General features: G+C 72.7%; 11 protein-coding genes. 9 read left to right on the forward strand and 2 right to left on the reverse strand.

Translation table 11 applies throughout. From position 1 onward, the window contains the following. Nucleotides 1-478: 478 nt before the first annotated feature. Nucleotides 479-1,588: a LacI family DNA-binding transcriptional regulator gene (locus tag AB0I22_RS01975; RefSeq protein ID WP_363128632.1), complete on the reverse strand. Its 1,110-nt coding sequence runs from the start codon at nt 1,586-1,588 to the stop codon at nt 479-481. Nucleotides 1,589-2,065: 477 nt separating this feature from the next. Between AB0I22_RS01975 and hisC the strand changes: the two genes are divergently transcribed. From hisC to AB0I22_RS02015, 8 genes are all read left to right on the forward strand, one after another. Next, nucleotides 2,066-3,145: a histidinol-phosphate transaminase gene (gene hisC, locus AB0I22_RS01980; protein ID WP_363128633.1), complete on the forward strand. Its 1,080-nt coding sequence runs from the start codon at nt 2,066-2,068 to the stop codon at nt 3,143-3,145. Nucleotides 3,146-3,449: 304 nt separating this feature from the next. Continuing rightward, entirely contained in the window at nt 3,450-5,048 is a 1,599-nt protein-coding gene (locus tag AB0I22_RS01985) for a cytochrome ubiquinol oxidase subunit I (RefSeq protein WP_363128634.1), read from the forward strand. Nucleotides 5,049-5,070: 22 nt separating this feature from the next. Continuing rightward, a complete protein-coding gene (cydB, locus tag AB0I22_RS01990) occupies nt 5,071-6,078 on the forward strand; it encodes a cytochrome d ubiquinol oxidase subunit II (RefSeq protein ID WP_363128635.1) in 1,008 nt (335 codons plus the stop codon). Between the two features lie 16 nt (nt 6,079-6,094). Beyond that, complete coding sequence (gene cydD, locus AB0I22_RS01995) at nt 6,095-9,742, forward strand: thiol reductant ABC exporter subunit CydD (protein WP_363128636.1); 3,648 nt, start codon at nt 6,095-6,097, stop codon at nt 9,740-9,742. Nucleotides 9,743-9,800: 58 nt separating this feature from the next. Further along, nucleotides 9,801-11,507: a GAF domain-containing protein gene (locus AB0I22_RS02000; RefSeq protein WP_363128710.1), complete on the forward strand. Its 1,707-nt coding sequence runs from the start codon at nt 9,801-9,803 to the stop codon at nt 11,505-11,507. 204 nt (nt 11,508-11,711) lie between these two features. Beyond that, complete coding sequence (locus AB0I22_RS02005) at nt 11,712-12,827, forward strand: M23 family metallopeptidase (RefSeq protein ID WP_363128637.1); 1,116 nt, start codon at nt 11,712-11,714, stop codon at nt 12,825-12,827. Between the two features lie 300 nt (nt 12,828-13,127). Beyond that, nucleotides 13,128-14,519 carry a glutamine synthetase family protein gene (locus AB0I22_RS02010; protein WP_363128638.1) on the forward strand — a complete coding sequence of 464 codons (1,392 nt, stop codon included), beginning with the start codon at nt 13,128-13,130 and terminating at the stop codon, nt 14,517-14,519. Next, nucleotides 14,519-15,700: an amidohydrolase family protein gene (locus AB0I22_RS02015; protein ID WP_363128639.1), complete on the forward strand. Its 1,182-nt coding sequence runs from the start codon at nt 14,519-14,521 to the stop codon at nt 15,698-15,700. Before AB0I22_RS02010 ends, AB0I22_RS02015 begins: the two co-directional genes overlap by 1 nt. Before the next feature lie 34 nt (nt 15,701-15,734). On the opposite strand, the gene AB0I22_RS02020 is transcribed toward AB0I22_RS02015, so the two are convergent. Further along, the gene (locus tag AB0I22_RS02020) at nt 15,735-16,604 is read right to left on the reverse strand and encodes an HAD-IIB family hydrolase (protein WP_363128640.1); all 870 of its coding nucleotides are present in this window, start codon (nt 16,602-16,604) and stop codon (nt 15,735-15,737) included. A 118-nt stretch (nt 16,605-16,722) separates the two neighbouring features. Here AB0I22_RS02020 and AB0I22_RS02025 point away from each other — a divergent pair, with 118 nt between their 5' ends. Then, the gene (locus AB0I22_RS02025) at nt 16,723-17,613 is read left to right on the forward strand and encodes an LLM class flavin-dependent oxidoreductase (RefSeq protein WP_363128641.1); all 891 of its coding nucleotides are present in this window, start codon (nt 16,723-16,725) and stop codon (nt 17,611-17,613) included. The last annotated feature ends 162 nt before the right edge of the window (nt 17,614-17,775 follow it).

Here is a 17,775-nt window from a genome sequence, read left to right on the forward strand (position 1 = left end):
CCGCCGTGCACCTTGTGGACCTTGCCTGGTCGATGGCGGTCCGTGGTGTCGTGCGCCCATCATAGGAATGACCGTCGCGGCGTGCGACGCACCAGGGGGCTGTCAATCGGGGAGGGCGGGACTTCTCCGCTCTTTTCTCCCCAATTGGGCTGTTCGATCCCCGCCCATCATTCTGCCCCAGCCCGGTTCTTGCCTCCGATAGGGGCTTCATGCCGCCGAGGCGGGAGCGCGTGGAAGGCCCGGGCGGCGCACGGAAGCCCGGCCCGGGCCTTCACACCCTTTCCCGTCTTTCCCGTCTTTCTCGTCCTCTCGGCCGCGGCCCCCGTCGCCTTTGTCTCCGCCGTTTCCGCGTATCGCCGGCGGGCGCCGCGGGGCCCGAAGCGGAACGGGCGCTGTGCCGGGCCGCGTACTGCGGTCAGTCGGCCCGCCGCTGTGCCGGGCCGCCGCGACGCTGTGAGGCCGTCGTTGCGCCGGGCCGCTACGCCGGGCCGCTGCTGCGCGGGCTGCGCGGCGGGCTGACCGTGGTGCGCGGCGGGCGGCGCTGTGACGAGGTGCGCACGATCAGTTCGGTCGGTATGACCTGTTCCACAGGGCGGCCCGTGTCGAGCCCCTCGATGGCGTCGATGAGGAGCTGGACCACCGCGGTGCCGATGCGGCGGGGTTTGAGGGAGAGCGTGGTGATGGGCGGTTCGGTGGTGGCGTAGACCATGGACTCGCTGCAGCACACGAGGAGCAGGTCGTCGGGGACCCGCAGTCCGTAGCGGCGGGCGGCGGCGAGCAGGTCGGTGCCGTTGGGGTCGAAGAGCCCGTAGACCGCGTCGGGCCGGTCGGGGCGGGCGAGCAGCCGGTCGGCGGCCACGGCGCCCGCGCACGGATCGTGGGCGGGGTACTCCTCGTACACCGGGTCCTGGCCGACCCGCTCGCACCAGTGCAGATAGGCGGTGGTGGACAGGCGGGTGTACGTGTCGGTGGTGGTGCCGGTGAGCAGGCCGATGCGGCGGGCGCCGGCGGCGGCGAGGTGGTCGAGGATGTCGAGTACGGCGGCCTCGTGGTCGTTGTCGACCCAGGCGGTGACGGGCAGGGCGCCCGCGGGGCGGCCGTCGGAGACGACGGGGATGCCGTGGTGGACGAGTTCGGAGACGACGGGGTCATGGTCGGAGGGGTCGACGACGACGGTGCCGTCGAGCGCGACGTTGGACCAGACGTCGTGGCGGGAGGTGGCGGGGAGGATGACGAGGGCGTAGCCGCGCGCTAAAGCGGCGGAGGTCGCGGCCCTGGCCATCTCGGCGAAGTAGGCGAATTCGGTGAAGGTGAAAGGTTCATTCCCGTACGTGGTCACGGTCAGGCCGATGAGGCCGGACTTGCCGGTACGGAGCGTGCGGGCCGCCGCGGAAGGGCGGTAGCCCAGCCGATCGGCGACCTCGCGGACGTGGCGGCGGGTCGCGTCCGGTAGCCGGCCCTTGCCGTTGAGCGCGTCGGAGACGGTCGTGATGGAGACGCCGGCCGCGGCGGCCACGTCGCGGATGCCCGCCCGCCCCAGCCGACGGCCGGTTGACCGGCTCACCTGATGCTTCCCTGCTGCTGTCATGGCGTGCCGATAGTAGGGCGCGATTGGTTGGATGGCAGGGCTCGTTATTTGGCTGTTGACAGGCACGTTTCTGCATGTGCGTGCCCGATCAATGACCATGGAAGTCAAGGTCGTTGGGGGTTGTGACAGTGGCCCGTAGGCATCTGGCATATCCACGCCCGCCGAATGGTCCAGGTCTCGAAGAGGTCTCAACTCACCTGTACGGGCGATGCGCGCCACGGCGCTCGCCACCGGCGTGCGCCAGGGCGGTGAGCGCTCCCCCCATCGGCGCGAGCGGTCGGCCGCGACCGGGCCGACGGAACAGCGGGCGCTGTACGGAACCGGCGGCGCCGTCCGGGGCGGGGCCGCTGAGCGGGGACGACGGACCCGGGCGGGCCCCGGGCCCTTGGACGGGACCGAAAGCTCTGGACGGGACCCGGGGCAATCCTCATAAGGTATGGAGTATTGAGTGGTACGGGACGTCGAGGAGGACCTGCGGTGACTGAGAAGACCCCGAGGCTGCGCGCCGCGTTGGACAGCGTGCCGACGTACAAGCCGGGCAAGCGGGCCCCGGCCGACGGTCCGGTCGTCTACAAGCTGTCCTCCAACGAGAACCCCTACCCGCCGCTGCCCGGCGTCCTGGAGAGCGCGGTCACGGCGGCCGGAACGTTCAACCGCTACCCGGACTTGGCCTGTACGGACCTGGTGGCGGAGCTGTCGGAGCGCTTCGACGTCCCCGTCGACCACCTGGCCACCGGCACCGGATCGGTCGGCGTCGCCCAGCAGCTGGTGCAGTCGACGGCCGGCCCCGGTGACGAGGTCGTCTACGCCTGGCGGTCCTTCGAGGCGTACCCGATCATCACCCAGGTCTCGGGCGCGACGTCGGTGCAGGTGCCGCTGGACGAGGACGAGGGGCACGACCTTGAGGCGATGCTGGCCGCGGTCACCGATCGGACTCGGCTGATCTTCGTCTGCAACCCCAACAACCCCACGGGCACCGTGCTGCGCCGGGCCGAGCTGGAGTCCTTCCTGGACCGCGTCCCGTCCGACGTGCTGATCGTCCTGGACGAGGCGTACCGCGAGTTCAACCGCGACGAGGACGTGCCGGACGGGATCGACCTCTACCGCGACCGCCCCAACGTCTGCGTGCTGCGCACCTTCTCCAAGGCGTACGGGCTGGCCGGGCTGCGGATCGGCTTCGCCGTCGCGCACGAGCCGGTCGCGGCGGCGCTGCGCAAGACGGCGGTGCCGTTCGGCGTCAGCCAGCTCGCGCAGGACGCGGCGATCGCCTCGCTGCGCAGCGAGGACGCGCTGCGGGAGCGGGTCGACGCGCTGGTGGTGGAGCGGCGCCGGGTGGTGGACGCGCTGGTCGGCCAGGGGTGGACGGTCGCGGAGTCGCAGGCCAACTTCGTGTGGCTGCGGCTGGGGGAGCGTACGGCGGAGTTCGCTGCGGCGTGCGAGCGGGCGGGCGTGGTGGTCCGGCCGTTCCCGGGCGAGGGCATGCGGGCGACGATCGGCGAGACCGAGGCCAACGACCTCTTCGTGCAGGCGGCCGCGGCGTTCCGCAAGGAGCTGTGAGCTCCTTCCCTGCCCGCCCCTGACAGCTCCTTCCCCGGCCGCCTCTGACAGCCCCTTCTCCGGCCGCCTCTAACAGACTTCCCGGCTTGCCTCCAGACGTCCCGCGCCGTTCTCCGGCGCGGGACGTCGCTTTTCGGCCCCCCGCGCGACGGTCGCGCGAGTGTGTGCGTCATAATTGCTTGTGAATGTGAACGCGTTCACAAGCGCGTCCCTTTATGTCCGCCTTGCATCCCACTTGTGATCGGGCAAAAAGGGCACACTGCGGCTGAGCGAGAGCGGTACGAGAGGTGAAGGAGAGTCCGACGTGAACCTTGCTTTGGCGCCGGAGACCCTGGCGCGATGGCAGTTCGGCATCACCACCGTCTACCACTTCCTCTTCGTCCCACTCACGATCAGTCTCGCGGCGATCACCGCCGGACTGGAGACGGCGTGGGTCCGTACGGGCAAGGAGAAGTACTTCCACGCGACCAAGTTCTGGGGAAAGCTCTTCCTCATCAACATCGCGATGGGCGTCGTGACCGGCATCGTCCAGGAGTTCCAGTTCGGCATGAACTGGTCCGACTACTCGCGCTTCGTCGGTGACGTGTTCGGCGCACCGCTCGCGATGGAGGCGCTGATCGCCTTCTTCTTCGAGTCGACCTTCATCGGACTGTGGATCTTCGGCTGGGACAAACTGCCGAAGAAGATCCACTGCGCCTGCATCTGGATTGTCTCGATCGGTACGGTCCTCTCCGCGTACTTCATCCTCGCCGCCAACTCCTGGATGCAGCACCCGACCGGCTACACGATCGACAAGTCGACGGGCAAGGCGCAGCTCACCGACATCTGGCGGGTTCTGACCCAGAACACGACGCTGACGCAGTTCTTCCACACCATCACCGCGGCCTTCCTCGCGGGCGGCGCGTTCGTCATCGGCGTCGCCTCGTACCACCTGTGGAAGGCCAAGCGGCGGCAGTCGGCCGGCGAGGCGCCCGGGGAGAAGGAGCGCAAGAAGATCGGCGCGATGCGCAGCTCGCTGCGGGTCGGCCTGATCGTCACGGTCATCGCCGGGCTGGGCACGGCCATCAGCGGCGACACCCTCGGCAAGGTCATGTTCCAGCAGCAGCCGATGAAGATGGCGGCGGCCGAGGCGCTGTGGGAGACCAAGGAGCCCGCGCCCTTCTCCATCTTCGCGGTCGGCAACGTCAACAAGGGCCACAACACCGTCGAGCTGTCGATCCCCGGAGTGCTGTCCTTCCTCGCCCACGACAACTTCACCGACTCGGTCCCCGGCATCCACGACACCGCCAAGGCCGAGGCGGAGAAGTACGGCGGCGAGCCGGACGACTACATCCCCAACATCTTCGTGGCCTTCTGGGGCTTCCGGCTGATGATCGGCGTCGGCATGACGTCGTTCGTCGCGGGCCTGATCGGACTGTGGACGACCCGCAAGAAGCGCTGGCTCGCCCCGGAGTTCCGTACGGGAGACGAAGAGGTGCCACGGCTGATGCTCACCAAGCGGGTCGAGATGAGCACCTTCTTCACCAAGTGGTCCTGGCGAATCGGCATGCTCACCATGCTCTTCCCGATCGTCGGCATCTCCTTCGGCTGGATCTTCACCGAGATGGGCCGCCAGCCCTGGGTCGTCTACGGGCTGATGAAGACCAAGGACGCGGTGTCGCCCGGCGTGGGCACCGGCGAGGTCATCACCTCGATGGTGGTCTTCACGCTGCTCTACGGAATCCTCGCGGTCGTCGAGGCCAGGCTGCTCATCAAGTACGTCAAGGCCGGGCCGGACCTCGACGAACAGCCGCCCGCCAAGGACCCCCGGCTGCGGCCCCCGTCCGGCGGGAGCGGCGGTGACGGCGCGCAGGACGGCGCCGAGTCCGAGAACGCCGACAAGCCGATGACATTCGCCTACTGACACGGGAAGGGAGAGAACGACCATGCATCTTCACGACTTCTGGTTCCTGCTGATCGCGGTCCTGTGGATCGGCTACTTCTTCCTCGAAGGCTTCGACTTCGGCATCGGCGTCCTGACCAAGGTCCTCGCCAAGGACCGCAAGGAACGCCGGGTGCTGATCAACACGATCGGCCCGGTCTGGGACGGCAACGAGGTCTGGCTGCTGTCCGCCGGCGGTGCGACGTTCGCCGCCTTCCCCGACTGGTACGCGACCCTCTTCAGCGGCTTCTACCTGCCGCTGCTCGCCATCCTGGTCTGCCTGATCGTGCGCGGCGTCGCCTTCGAGTACCGGCAGAAGCGGCCCGAGGAGCGCTGGCAGCGCAACTGGGAGCACGCCATCTTCTGGTCCTCGCTGGTCCCCGCCTTCCTGTGGGGCGTCGCCTTCGGCAACATCGTGCGCGGCGTGCCGATCGGCCCGGACAAGAACTACACCGGCGACGTGCTCGACCTGCTCAACCCGTACGCCCTGCTCGGCGGCCTGGTCACGCTGGTGCTCTTCACCTTCCATGGCGCGGTGTTCGCCGCGCTCAAGACGGCCGGCGACATCCGGGTACGGGCGCGGCGGCTCGCGACCGTGCTGGGGCTGGCCACCGCCGTGCTGGCGCTCGTCTTCCTGATCTGGACGCAGGCGCACACCGGCAACGGGCGCAGCCTGGCCGCCATGATCGTCGCGGTCGTGGCGCTGGTCGTGGCGCTGGTCATGAACCGACTGGGGCGCGAGGGCTGGGCGTTCGCCCTGTCCGGGGTGACCATCGCGGCGGCGGTCGCGATGCTCTTCCTCGCCCTGTTCCCCAATGTGATGCCGTCGTCCACCAACCCGGACTGGAGCCTGACGGCCGCCAACGCGGCGTCCAGCCCGTACACGTTGAAGATCATGACGTGGGTGGCGGTCATCATGACGCCGCTGGTCATGGCCTACCAGGCATGGACGTACTGGGTGTTCCGCAAGCGGATCGGCACCCAGCACATCCCCGACCCGGCCGCGCACTGACGAGGAACGGTTCCACGTGAAACCTGTCGACCCCCGCCTGCTCACCCACGCGAAAGCGACCCGCCTCTTCCTGGTCGCGACCGTGGCCCTCGGGCTGGCGGGGGCCGGGCTCGTCATCGCCCAGGCGATGCTCATCGCCGACGTGGTGGTCGGCGCCTTCCAGCACGGCCGCACCGCCGGCGACATCACAGGGCGGCTGCTGCTGCTCGGCGCGGTGGCGGTGGGCCGGGCCGCCGTCTCCTGGCTGACGGAACTGGCCGCACACCGCGCCAGCGCCTCGGTCAAGAGCGAACTGCGGGTGCGGCTGCTCGCCCACGCCGCGAAGCTGGGCCCCTTGTGGCTCAGCCGGCAGCGCACCGGCGAGCTGACCACCCTCGCCACTCGCGGCATCGACGCGCTGGACGACTACTTCGCCCGCTATCTGCCCCAGTTGGGGCTCGCGATCGTGGTGCCCGTCGCCGTCCTGGCCCGTATCGTCACCGCCGACTGGGTCTCGGCCCTGATCATCGTCATCACACTGCCGCTCATCCCCCTGTTCATGATCCTGATCGGCTGGGCCACGCAGTCCACCATGGACCGGCAGTGGCGGCTGCTGTCCCGGCTGTCCGGGCACTTCCTCGACGTCGTCGCCGGACTGCCCACCCTCAAGGTCTTCGGACGCGCCAAGGCGCAGGCCGAGTCGATCCGTTCGATCACGAACGACTACCGGCGGGCGACGCTGCGGACCCTGCGGATCGCCTTCATCTCCTCCTTCGCGCTGGAACTGCTCGCCACCGTGTCCGTCGCCCTGGTCGCCGTCGGCATCGGACTGCGGCTCGTACGCGGCGAACTCGACCTCTATACGGGCCTCATGGTGCTGGTGCTCGCGCCCGAGGCGTATCTGCCGCTGCGGCAGGTCGGCGCGCAGTACCACGCGGCGGCGGAGGGGCTGTCCGCCGCCGACGAGGTCTTCGCGGTGCTGGAGAGCGAGCCGGCGGCCGCGCCCGGCACCGCTCCCGCGCCGCGGGCGGGCGAGGCCGCGCTGACGGTGGAACGGCTCGTGGTCCGGCACGACGGGCGCGCGTGGGCGTCCCTGGCCGAGACGTCCCTGGAGGTCGCGCCCGGCGAGACGGTCGCGGTCGTCGGGCCGAGCGGGGTCGGCAAGACCACGCTGCTGAACGCGGTGCTGGGCTTCGAGCGGCCCGCGGGCGGGCGGGTGCTCGTCGGCGGCAGTGACCTCTCATCGCTCTCCCCCGAAAGCTGGCACGACCAGGTGGCCTGGGTGCCGCAGCGGCCGTACCTCTTCGCCGGGACGGTCGGCGAGAACGTACGGCTGGCGCGGCCGGACGCCGACGACGCGCAGGTGCGGGACGCACTGCGCGAGGCCGGTGCCCTCGACTTCGTGTCCATGCTGCCGCACGGCACTGACACCCGGCTCGGCGAGGACGGCGCGGGGCTCTCCGCCGGGCAGCGGCAACGCGTCGCGCTGGCCCGGGCGTTCCTCGCCGACCGGCCGGTGCTGCTGCTCGACGAGCCGACGGCGAACCTGGACGGCGAGACGGAGGCGTCGGTCGTCGACGCGGTCCGCAGGCTGGCGGTGGGCCGCACGGTGCTGCTCGTCGTGCACCGCCCGGCCCTGCTCGCGGTCGCCGACCGGGTGGTGCGCCTGGAGCGGCCCGAGCGCACGGCGGTGCCGGGCGGCAGGACGGACGGGGAAGCGTCGGAGCGCACGGCGACGGTCGGCGGCGGGGCGGACGAGGTCGCTTCGGTACGTACGGACGGGGAGGTTTCGGAACCGGCTCTCTCCAAAGGGCGGGATTCCGACGGCCGGGCGGCCGCTGAGGGTGCCGCCCCAGAGGACCTCAAGCCCGACCCCTGGGCCGTTCCGAAGGAACGGCGAGTCGGCGTGCTCGCGGCCGTACGGGCGGCGGGCCGCCCGCTGCGGGGGCGGTTCGCGCTCGCGCTCCTGCTCGGGGCGCTCGCGCTCGGCAGCGCGGTGGGGCTGATGGCCGTCTCCGGCTGGCTGATCTCGCGGGCCTCCCAGGAGCCGCCCGTGCTCTATCTGATGGTGGCCGTCACCGCGACGCGGACCTTCGGCATCGGTCGCGCCGTCTTCCGGTACGCCGAGCGGCTGGTCTCGCACGACGCCGTCCTGCGGGTGCTGGCCGGGCTGCGGGTGGCCGTGTACGCGCGCCTGGAGCGGCTCGCCCCGGCCGGTCTGCGCGAGGCCCGCCGCGGCGATCTGCTCTCCCGACTGGTCGCCGACGTGGACGCGTTGCAGGACTACTTCCTGCGCTGGCTGCTGCCCGTCGGGTCGGCGGTCCTGGTGGGCGCGGCCTCGGTCGGCTTCCTCGGGTGGCTGCTGCCGGAGGCGGGCGCGGTGCTGGCCGCCGGGCTGCTGGTGGCGGGCGTGGCCGTGCCGCTGGTCTCCGGGGCGGTGGCCCGCCGCGCGGAGCGGAGGCTGTCGCCGGCGCGCGGCGCGCTGTCGACGCGGGTCGTCGACCTGCTCAGCGGCACGGCGGAGCTGACGGTCGCGGGCGCCCTGCCGGGCCGGGTCGCGGCGGTGCGCACCGCCGACGCCGAGCTGACCGGCATCGCCCGGCGCGCCTCCGCCGCGACGGCGCTCGGCTCCGGACTGTCCGCGCTGGCGGCCGGGCTGACCGTGGCGGCCGCGGCCTGGACGGGCGTGCAGGCGCTGCACGACGGCCGGCTGGGCGGGGTGTGGCTGGCGGTGGTGGTGCTGCTGCCGCTGGCGGCGTTCGAGGCGGTCGCGGGCTTGCCGCTGGCGGTGCAGTACCGGCAGCGGGTGCGGCGCTCCGCGGAGCGCGTGTACGAGGTGCTGGACGCGCCCGCGCCGGTGGCCGAGCCCGCCGCGCCGCTGCAGGCTCCGGCGTCCCCGTTCCCCCTGCGCGTACAGGACCTGACCGCGCGCCACGCGGGGCAGCCGGAGCCCGCGCTGGACGGTTTCTCGCTGGAGCTGACCGCCGGGCGGCGGGTCGCGGTGGTGGGCGTCTCGGGTGCGGGCAAGACGACGCTCGCGCAGGTGCTGCTGCGCTTCCTGGACGCCGAGTCCGGCTCGTACACGCTGGGCGCGGAGGGCCGGGACGCGGCCTCGGTGGACGGCGACGAGGTGCGCCGGCTGGTCGGGCTGTGCGCGCAGGACGCGCACCTCTTCGACAGTTCGGTGCGCGAGAACCTGCGGCTGGCCCGTACAGGCGCGAGCGACGCGGAGTTGCGCGCCGCGCTGCGCGCCGCCCGGCTCCTGGAGTGGGTGGACGGTCTTCCCGAGGGGCTCGACACGCTGGTCGGGGAGCACGGCGCGCGGATGTCCGGCGGCCAGCGCCAGCGGCTCGCCCTGGCGCGGGCGCTGCTGGCCGACTTCCCGGTGCTGGTCCTGGACGAGCCCGCCGAGCATCTGGACCTGCCCACGGCGGACGCGCTGACGGCGGATCTGCTGGCGGCCACCGAGGGCCGTACGACCGTGCTGATCACGCACCGGCTGGCCGGGCTCGACACGGTCGACGAGGTGGTCGTGCTGGAGCGGGGCCGGGCCGTGCAGCGCGGCGCGTACGGTGAGCTCGCGGCGGTGGAGGGGCCGTTCCGGCGGATGCTGGAGCGCGAACGGGAGACGGAACACCCGGACACCAGCCATAGGCGACTTTCACTTGCAAATGGGACTTACTAGTCTCATGGCTATGGCAGCCACGTCAGCACCACAGGACTCACCGGACTCTCAGGGTCCGCTGGACCCCTCGGACCCGCTGGACCCGCTGGATATCGCCACCGAGGCGAACCGCAGCCTCCAGGGCCTGTCCACGGAGCTGACCGCCCGCGTGCCGCGGCTGCTGGAGGCCATGCGGTCGGTCGGCAACGGGCTCGAACTGCGCACCACGCTCGACCGGATCGCGGAGACCGCGGCGGAGCTCGCCGACGCCGAGTACGCGGCGATCGGCGTCATCGACGCCGCCGGCCAAGGGCTCTCGGAGTTCATCACGCACGGCGTGTCCGAAGAACAGCACGCGCTGATCGGCGACCTGCCCGACGGGCGCCGCGGACTCCTCGGAGCCCTCATCCGACGGCCCGAGACGGTCATACTCGCCGACCTGACCGCCGACCCCCGCTACGCCGGCTTCCCCCCGAACCACCCGCCGATGCGCACCTTCCTGGGCGTCCCGATCAAGGTGCAGGGCGAGACCTTCGGCAACCTCTACCTCGCCGAGAAGCGCGGCGGCGGCCTGTTCAGCGACGCCGACCTGAACATGGTGCGGGTGCTGGCGACCGAGGCGGGCATCGCGATCGGCAACGCGCGCGTCTACGAGGAGGGCCGCCAGCGGATGCGCTGGATCGACGGTTCGGTGGCCGTGACCACGGCGCTGCTCTCCGGCAGCGACGCCGAGGACGCCCTCGCCGTCGTCGCCGAGCAGGCCCGCCGCCTCGCCGACTCGGCCGCCGGGATCGTGCTGCTCCCCGACGACGAGGGCGGCCTGGAGATGGTGGCGGTCAGCGCCGAGAACGCCGCCGGACTCCTCGGCACGGTGATACCGCCGCACAGCCCCGTCGTCTCCCAGCTCCTCGCCGGGGAACCGGTGTACGTGGACGACTCGGCCACCGACGACCGCATGATCACGGACGCCGCGCCGCTCTTCGGACCGAGCATGCTGCTGCCGCTCAAGAACGGCGACCGGGTGCTGGGCACCCTCGCCACGCCCAGGCGGCGCGGCGACCGCAAGTTCACCGACACCGAGCGCACGCTCGCCGCCCAGTTCGCCGCGCAGGCCGCGCTCGCGCTCGTACTGGCCGACGCGCAGCGCGACCGGGAGCGGCTGGCCGTCTACGAGGACCGCGACCGGATCGCCCGCGACCTGCACGACCTGGTCATCCAGCGGCTGTTCGCCACCGGGCTGATGCTGGAGAGCGCGCAGCGCAAGGCGGTCGTGCCCGATGTGCGGGTGAAGGTCGGACAGGCCGTGGACGAGCTGGACGTGACGATCCAGGAGATCCGTACGGCGATCTTCGCGTTGCAGCAGGGGCCCGCGGAGGCCCCGGCCGGGCTGCGCACCCGCGTCCTGCGCGAGATCGGGACGGCCGCCGTGCCGCTGGGCTTCCAGCCGTCGGCCGCTTTCGTCGGACCGGTCGACGCGAAGGTCGGCGAGCTGACCGGCAAGAACCTCATCGCCGCGCTGCGGGAGGCGCTGTCGAACGCGTTCCGGCACGCGCAGGCATCCCGGATCGAGGTGGTCGTCGACGCGACCGCCAAGCTGCCGGACGGGCGCGACGGCGTACGGCTGACGGTCGCCGACGACGGGGTGGGCATCCCCGAGAACGGCCGGCGCAGCGGCCTGAAGAACCTCGCCAAGCGCGCGGAGTCGCTGGGCGGCTCCAGCACGCACGAGTCCGGGATCGGCGAGGACGGAGGCGGCTCGCGGGTGGTGTGGGAGGCGCCCCTCTAGGGACGTCCGGCGCTTGTGCGGACGGGGCGCCCTTTCGCACTGGCCGCGCTCTTCTTCAGAGCGAGAAGCGGGCTCTTCTTTAGAAACGGGCTCTTCTTTAGAAGAGGACGCGAGGTGCGGCGGAGGGGCCGCTACGGAGCGGCCGTTGCGCCAATCGGTCCTCTGCACGGGCGGCCGTGCGCGTGCCGGGCCACGATCCCATGCATGCGATGTTCCGACCGTCGTCCCCGCCGCCGCTCCAGCCGCCCCCGCCGCCGCTGGCTGCGTCCCATAGGCGTCCTGTGCTCGCTCGGCCTGTTCCTGACCGGGCTGATCTCGCTCACCGGGTCCGGCCCCACCGCCGCTCTGAGCGCCCCTCAGCTCATGGCGCGGGCCAGCTCCGAGGTGCTGCGGCTGGGCGCGGCGGCGCAGCGGGCCAAGGCCGGCTACGAGCAGGGGCGGCGCGCGGAGCGGTCGCAGCGGCTCCGGGCCGCGCGGCTCGCGGGGATGCTGCGGGGCCGCCGGAGCACGGCGGCGGCGCTGCGCGAGGACACGGCGGAGCTGGCGCGTGAGCGCCGCCGCCTGAGGGCGCTGAACACGGACAGCCGCACACCGGCCTGGAACGGCCCCTGGGAGCTGCTGCGCCGTCAGGCGGTGGTGCTGCGCCGCGCGGACCGCCTGGCCCGCATGACGGGCGAGACGAGCCGTACGAGCGTGAAGCTGGCCGCCGAGGAGCGAGCGGCGACCGCCGCCTGGCACGCCCTGTCCCAGCGGACCGCGCGGCTGCGCGGCCGGGAGCGGGGGGCCGAGCGGCGGCTGGAGACGGCGCGCGGCTCCCTGCGGTGGATGGCGGCGGCGGCCGCCGCCGGCGGCCGGTGCGGCGCGCTGCCCCGACCGGCGGCCGCGGACGAAGCCGCCGTCGCGCTCGCCGCCGGGGAGCGCTGGACGCGCCCCGTGGCGTCGTACGAGCTGTCCGCGGGCTTCGGCGGCGCGGGCTCGCACTGGGCGAACGGGCACACCGGGCAGGACTTCGCGGTGCCGGTCGGCACGCCCGTACGCGCCATCGGCGAGGGCACGGTCGTCGCGGTCGGCTGCGGCGACGCCTTCGGCATCAGCGCGGTGATCCGGCACCCGGGGGGCTGGTACTCGCAGTACGCCCACCTCTCGACGCTCTACGTGGCGCCGGGCAAGCGGGTGCGTACCGGCGAGTGGATCGCGCTGTCCGGTTCCACCGGCAACTCCACCGGCCCCCACCTGCACTTCGAGGTACGGAAGGGGCCCGATCACGGGACGGCCGTCGACCCGGTGGCGTGGCTGAGGGAGCGCGGCGTGCGGTTGTAGCCGAGGCGGGGGACGCGAGTGGCGTATGCGGCGGGACGGCTGAAGAGGCGTGGTGTACGGCGGTGACGGCGGCGCGGGAGGGTGGTTTACGACGGGGGCGGCGGCTGAGGGGGTGCGGTCGGCGCCGGCGGTGGTTGCCGAGGGGCGCGCCGTACGGCTGGAGCGCCGGTTCGTCCGGCCGAACGCGCGTCAGAGGCGTGCGATCGGGACATGGACACCGGTACGGCGCGCCACGGACGCCGCGCACGGCAACGGACGAGGCACGGCCGGGGCAGGCGCCCGGCCGGACGAGGAGACCGCATGGCTGACGGCAGCACCACGGAGGCACGTACCGGGGAACAGCAGCGGATCGCCCGCCAGGAGGCGGCGCGGCTCACCGCGGAGGGCGTCCACGTCATCGCGCTCACCTGGGTCGACAACGCGGGCATCGCCCGGGTCAAGGCCGTGCCGACCGCCCGGCTCGCGGCCGTGGCGCACCGGGGCGTGGGCATGTCGCCCATCTTCGACGTCTACACCTTCGACGACTACATCACCGCCTCCCCGCACCTCGGCGGCCCCGACGGCGATCTGCGGCTCTTCCCCGACCTCGGCCGGCTGACCGTGCTCGCCGCCCAGCCGGGCTGGGCCTGGGCCCCCGTGGACCGCTACGAACAGGACGGGACGCCGTACCCCGCGTGCCAGCGCCAGTTCGCCCGCCGGATGGCGGACCGGGCCGCTGCGGCGGGGCTGGAGGTGCGCATGGGGTTCGAGACGGAGTGGGCGGTGTCCCGGCCGGCGCCCGACGACGGGTTCGACGCGGCCTGCGCGGGACCGGGCTACGGCATGACGCGCGTCGTCGAGCTCTCCGACTACGTCCGTGCCGTCGCCGAGGCCCTCGACGCGCAGGGCATCGAGGTGCTCCAGATCCACCCCGAGTACGGGGCGGGCCAGTTCGAGGTGTCCACCGCCCCCGCCGACCCGGTACGGGCCGCGGACGATGCGGTGCTCGTCCGCGAGACCGTACGGGCCGTCTCCGCGCGGCACGGCATGCGCGCCGCGTTCGCGCCCTCCGTCGTCGCCGGGGACGTCGGCAACGGCTGCCATCTGCACCTCAGCCTGCACCGCGACGGGCGGAGCCTGCACCGCGAGAGCGGGGCGCCATACGGGCTCGACCTGGCGGCCGTCGCGTTCCTCGGGGGCGTCCTGGACGCCCTCCCGGCCCTGTCCGCCGTCGGCGCGCCCTCGCCCGCCAGTTACGTGCGGATCGTGCCCTCCCAGTGGGCGGGCGCCTACCGCTGCTGGGGTGTGGAGAACCGGGAGGCGGCGCTGCGGCTGGTGCAGGGCGCCTGGGACGACCCGGACGGCGGGAACGCGGAGATCAAGTGCGTGGACGCCGCGGCCAACCCGTACCTGCTCGTCGGGGCGGTCATCGCCGAGGGCCTGAACGGCGTCTCCACCGGCGCGAAACTGCCCCCGCCGGTCGTCGGCGACCCGGGGCGCCTCAGCGAACCGGAACGCCGGGAACGCGCCATCGACCGGCTGCCCACGACGCTCTCCGAAGCCACCGGCCTTTTCGAGCGACAAGAAGTACTGCGCGACGCGATGGGAGAAGTCCTCCACGGGGCGTTCGCCGCGGTGCGACGGGCGGAAGCGGAACGGAGCGCGGGCAGCAGCCCGGAGGAGATCGTGGCCACGACCCGCTGGCGGTACTGATGGCCTGGCTGCCGCTGCCGCCGCTGGTGGACCACCACTGCCACGGAGTGGCCCGGGGCGAGCTGGACGCCCGCTCCTTCGAGGGGTACCTCACAGAGTCGGACGCCCCCGCCGCCCCCGGAACCACCTTCTTCGACACCCAGGCGGGCTTCGCGGTGCGGCGCTGGTGCCCGCCGCTGCTCGGCCTGGAGGCGCACTGCCCGCCCGCCGCCTACCTCGCGCGCCGCCGCGAGCTGGGCCCGTACAAGAGCCGACGGGCGCTGCTGCGGGGCACCGGGATCGGCGCCTACCTCGTGGACACCGGGCTGCCCGGCGACCTCACGGACCCGGACGAGCTGGCGGGCGCCGGGGGCGGCACGGCCCGCGAGATCGTCCGCCTGGAGGCGCTGGCGGAGCGGATCGCGGACGGCCTGATACTCAAAGGGTCCTCCGGGAGCTCGTCCGGAGGACCCTCAAGGGGACGCTCTTCCGATGACGCCGCCGCCTTCGTCGCGGGCGTCGAGGAGGCCGTGCGCGCGGCGGCCCGTACGGCCGTGGGCTTCAAATCGGTCGCCGCCTACCGCCACGGGCTGGCGCTCGACCCCGAGCCGCCCGCCCCGCACGAGGTCCACACAGCCGCCGGAAACTGGCTGGCGGGCCGCCGCGCGGGCGACCGGGTCGCCGATCCGGTGCTCCTGCGCCAACTGCTGTGGCTGGCGGTGGCGACCGGCCTGCCGCTGCAACTGCACACCGGTTTCGGCGACCCCGATCTGCGACTCGACCGCGCCGACCCGATACTGCTCACGGACTTCGTACGGGCGACGGCCGGCTCCGGCACCGCCCTGGTCCTCCTGCACGGCTACCCGTACCACCGCCAGGCCGCCTACCTCGCCCACGTCTTCCCGCACGTGTACGCCGACGTCGGGCTCTCCCTCACCCACACGGGGACGCGCGCGGAGGCGGTCCTGGCCGAGTTCCTGGAGCTGGCGCCGTTCGGCAAGCTCCTCTTCTCCACCGACGGCTACGGACTGCCGGAGCTGTACGTCGTCGGCGCCGAGCTCTTCCGTACGGCGCTGCGCGCGCTGCTGGGCCGCTGGGTCGAGGAGGGCGCGTGGTCGGCGCCGGACGCCGAGCGGGTCGCCGCGCTCATCGCCGCCCGCAACGCGCACCGGGTGTACGGCCTCGGGGGCGTGCGGGGCTGAAAGGCCGGTGCGGCCGAGGGAGGAGACGGGCGTCTCAGGCGGCGATGATGCTTTCTATGACGGCGGCCACGCCGTCCTCGTTGTTGGCGGCGGCGTGGCGCGGCGTGGCGGCCAGCACCTCGGGGTGCGCGTTGGCCATCGCGTACCCGGTCCCCGCCCAACTGAGCATTTCCAGGTCGTTGGGCATGTCCCCGAACGCCACCACCTCCTGCGGCGTGATGCCGCGCTCGGCGCAGCAGCGGGCCAGGGTGCTGGCCTTGCTGACGCCGAGCCCGCTGATCTCCAGCAGCGCGGTCGGGCTGGAGCGGGTGAACGAGGCGTGCTCACCACTGGCCGTACGGGCGAGGGCGAGGAAGTCGTCGGGGGTGAGCTCGGGGTGGTGGGCGAGGAGCTTGAGGATGGGCCCCGTGGAGCCGCAGCCCTCGGTGAGGAGGTCCTCGGCCGGGGCGATGACCGCGCCCGGGTCGAGGTGGAAGGGCGGGTAGATCGGCTCGTAGTCGATGCCGCTGGTGCGCTCGACGGCGAACGAGGTGCCGGGGGCGGCGGCGCGCAGCGTCTCGACGACGGCCGCGGCGTCCGCGGTCTCCAGGGGCCGGACCTCGACGAACCGGCCGTCGCCGTGCAGATCGACGACGGCGGCGCCGTTGGCGCAGATCGCCAGGCCGTGGCCGTGCACATGATCGCGGACGACGTCCATCCAGCGGGCCGGGCGGCCGGTGACGAAGAAGACCTCGATGCCCGCCCGCTCGGCGGCGGCGAGGGCCGCGACCGTACGGTCCGAGACGGACTTGTCGTCGTGGAGCAGGGTGCCGTCGAGATCGGTCGCGATCAGCCGGGGCGCGGCCGCCGGCGGCTGCGAGAAGGAGGGCCCTGGCTGCTCGGTTGCTGAAGTCACGGTGCCCATTCTCATATACGGGTGCGCAAGCGTCCGCCACGGCGCCCACCTGGGCCGCGCACGCCGCGCACTGTGCGTCATCGCAGGTCACTGCGTGTTGTCAGTGCCACGGCCTACGCTCACCAGCATGCGACTGAGCACTGTGATCCTTCCTCACCGACGCTGGGCCGACGGGGGCCGGCAGACGTGGCAGCGAGCCGAGGAGTTCGGCTTCGACACCGCGTACACGTACGACCACCTCTCGTGGCGCACCTTCCGCGACGGGCCGTGGTTCGGCGCGATCCCGACCCTGACCGCGGCCGCCGCCGTCACCTCCGACATGCGACTGGGCACCCTGGTCACCTCCCCGAACTTCCGCCACCCGGTCACCCTCGCCAAGGAGCTGATCTCCCTCGACGACATCTCGGGCGGACGCGTCACGCTGGGCATCGGCGCGGGCGGCTCCGGGTTCGACGCGACCGCGCTGGGCCAGGAGGCGTGGACGCCGCGCGAGCGGGCGGACCGCTTCGGCGAGTTCGTGCCGCTGCTCGACTCCCTGCTCAGCCAGGACGTCGTGACGCATGAGGGCACGTTCTACTCGGCGCACGAGGTGCGCAACATCCCCGGTTGCGTCCAGCGGCCGAGGCTGCCCTTCGCCGTCGCCGCGACCGGGCCGCGCGGCCTGGAGCTCGCCGCGCGGTACGGACAGGCGTGGGTGACCACCGGGGACCCGAAGCTCTTCGAGACGGGCACCCCGGCCGAGTCCCGGGCCGCGATCGCCCGGCAGGCCGAGCGGCTGGACGCCGCGTGCGAGTCCGTGGGCCGCGAGGGCCCCGCCCCGCGCAAGATCCTGCTGACCGGCTTCACGCCGGACCGGCCGCTGGAGTCCTTCGAGGCGTTCGTCGACTTCGCGGGTGTGTACGAGGAGCTGGGCTTCGACGAGATCGTGGTGCACTGGCCGATCGCGGACTCCATCTTCGAGGCCGACACCGCCGTCTTCGAGAAGATCGCGACGGAGGCGGCGGCGCAGCTCTCCTGAGGAGCGCCTTTGCGGCGCGCTTCCGCGGAGGCCGCGGAGGCGCGTTTCCGGGAACCGTGCCTCTCCGGAGACCCGCTTCTCGGAACCGGACCTCTCCGGAGAGGCGCTTTTCGGGACCGTGCCTCTCCGGAGACGTCCTTTTACGGTTCGCGGTGCTCCTCA

Source organism: Streptomyces sp. NPDC050610 (assembly GCF_040654875.1).
Taxonomy (GTDB): Bacteria; Actinomycetota; Actinomycetes; order Streptomycetales; family Streptomycetaceae; genus Streptomyces.

Bases quoted from the DNA above. Each gene is read 5' to 3' on its own strand.
- AB0I22_RS01975 (WP_363128632.1), bottom strand. From the start codon at position 1,588: ATGACAGCAGCAGGGAAGCATCAGGTGAGCCGGTCAACCGGCCGTCGG.
- cydB (WP_363128635.1), top strand. From the start codon at position 5,071: ATGCATCTTCACGACTTCTGGTTCCTGCTGATCGCGGTCCTGTGGATC.
- AB0I22_RS02005 (WP_363128637.1), top strand. From the start codon at position 11,712: ATGCGATGTTCCGACCGTCGTCCCCGCCGCCGCTCCAGCCGCCCCCGC.
- AB0I22_RS02010 (WP_363128638.1), top strand. From the start codon at position 13,128: ATGGCTGACGGCAGCACCACGGAGGCACGTACCGGGGAACAGCAGCGG.
- AB0I22_RS02015 (WP_363128639.1), top strand. From the start codon at position 14,519: ATGGCCTGGCTGCCGCTGCCGCCGCTGGTGGACCACCACTGCCACGGA.
- AB0I22_RS02020 (WP_363128640.1), bottom strand. From the start codon at position 16,604: ATGGGCACCGTGACTTCAGCAACCGAGCAGCCAGGGCCCTCCTTCTCG.
- AB0I22_RS02025 (WP_363128641.1), top strand. From the start codon at position 16,723: ATGCGACTGAGCACTGTGATCCTTCCTCACCGACGCTGGGCCGACGGG.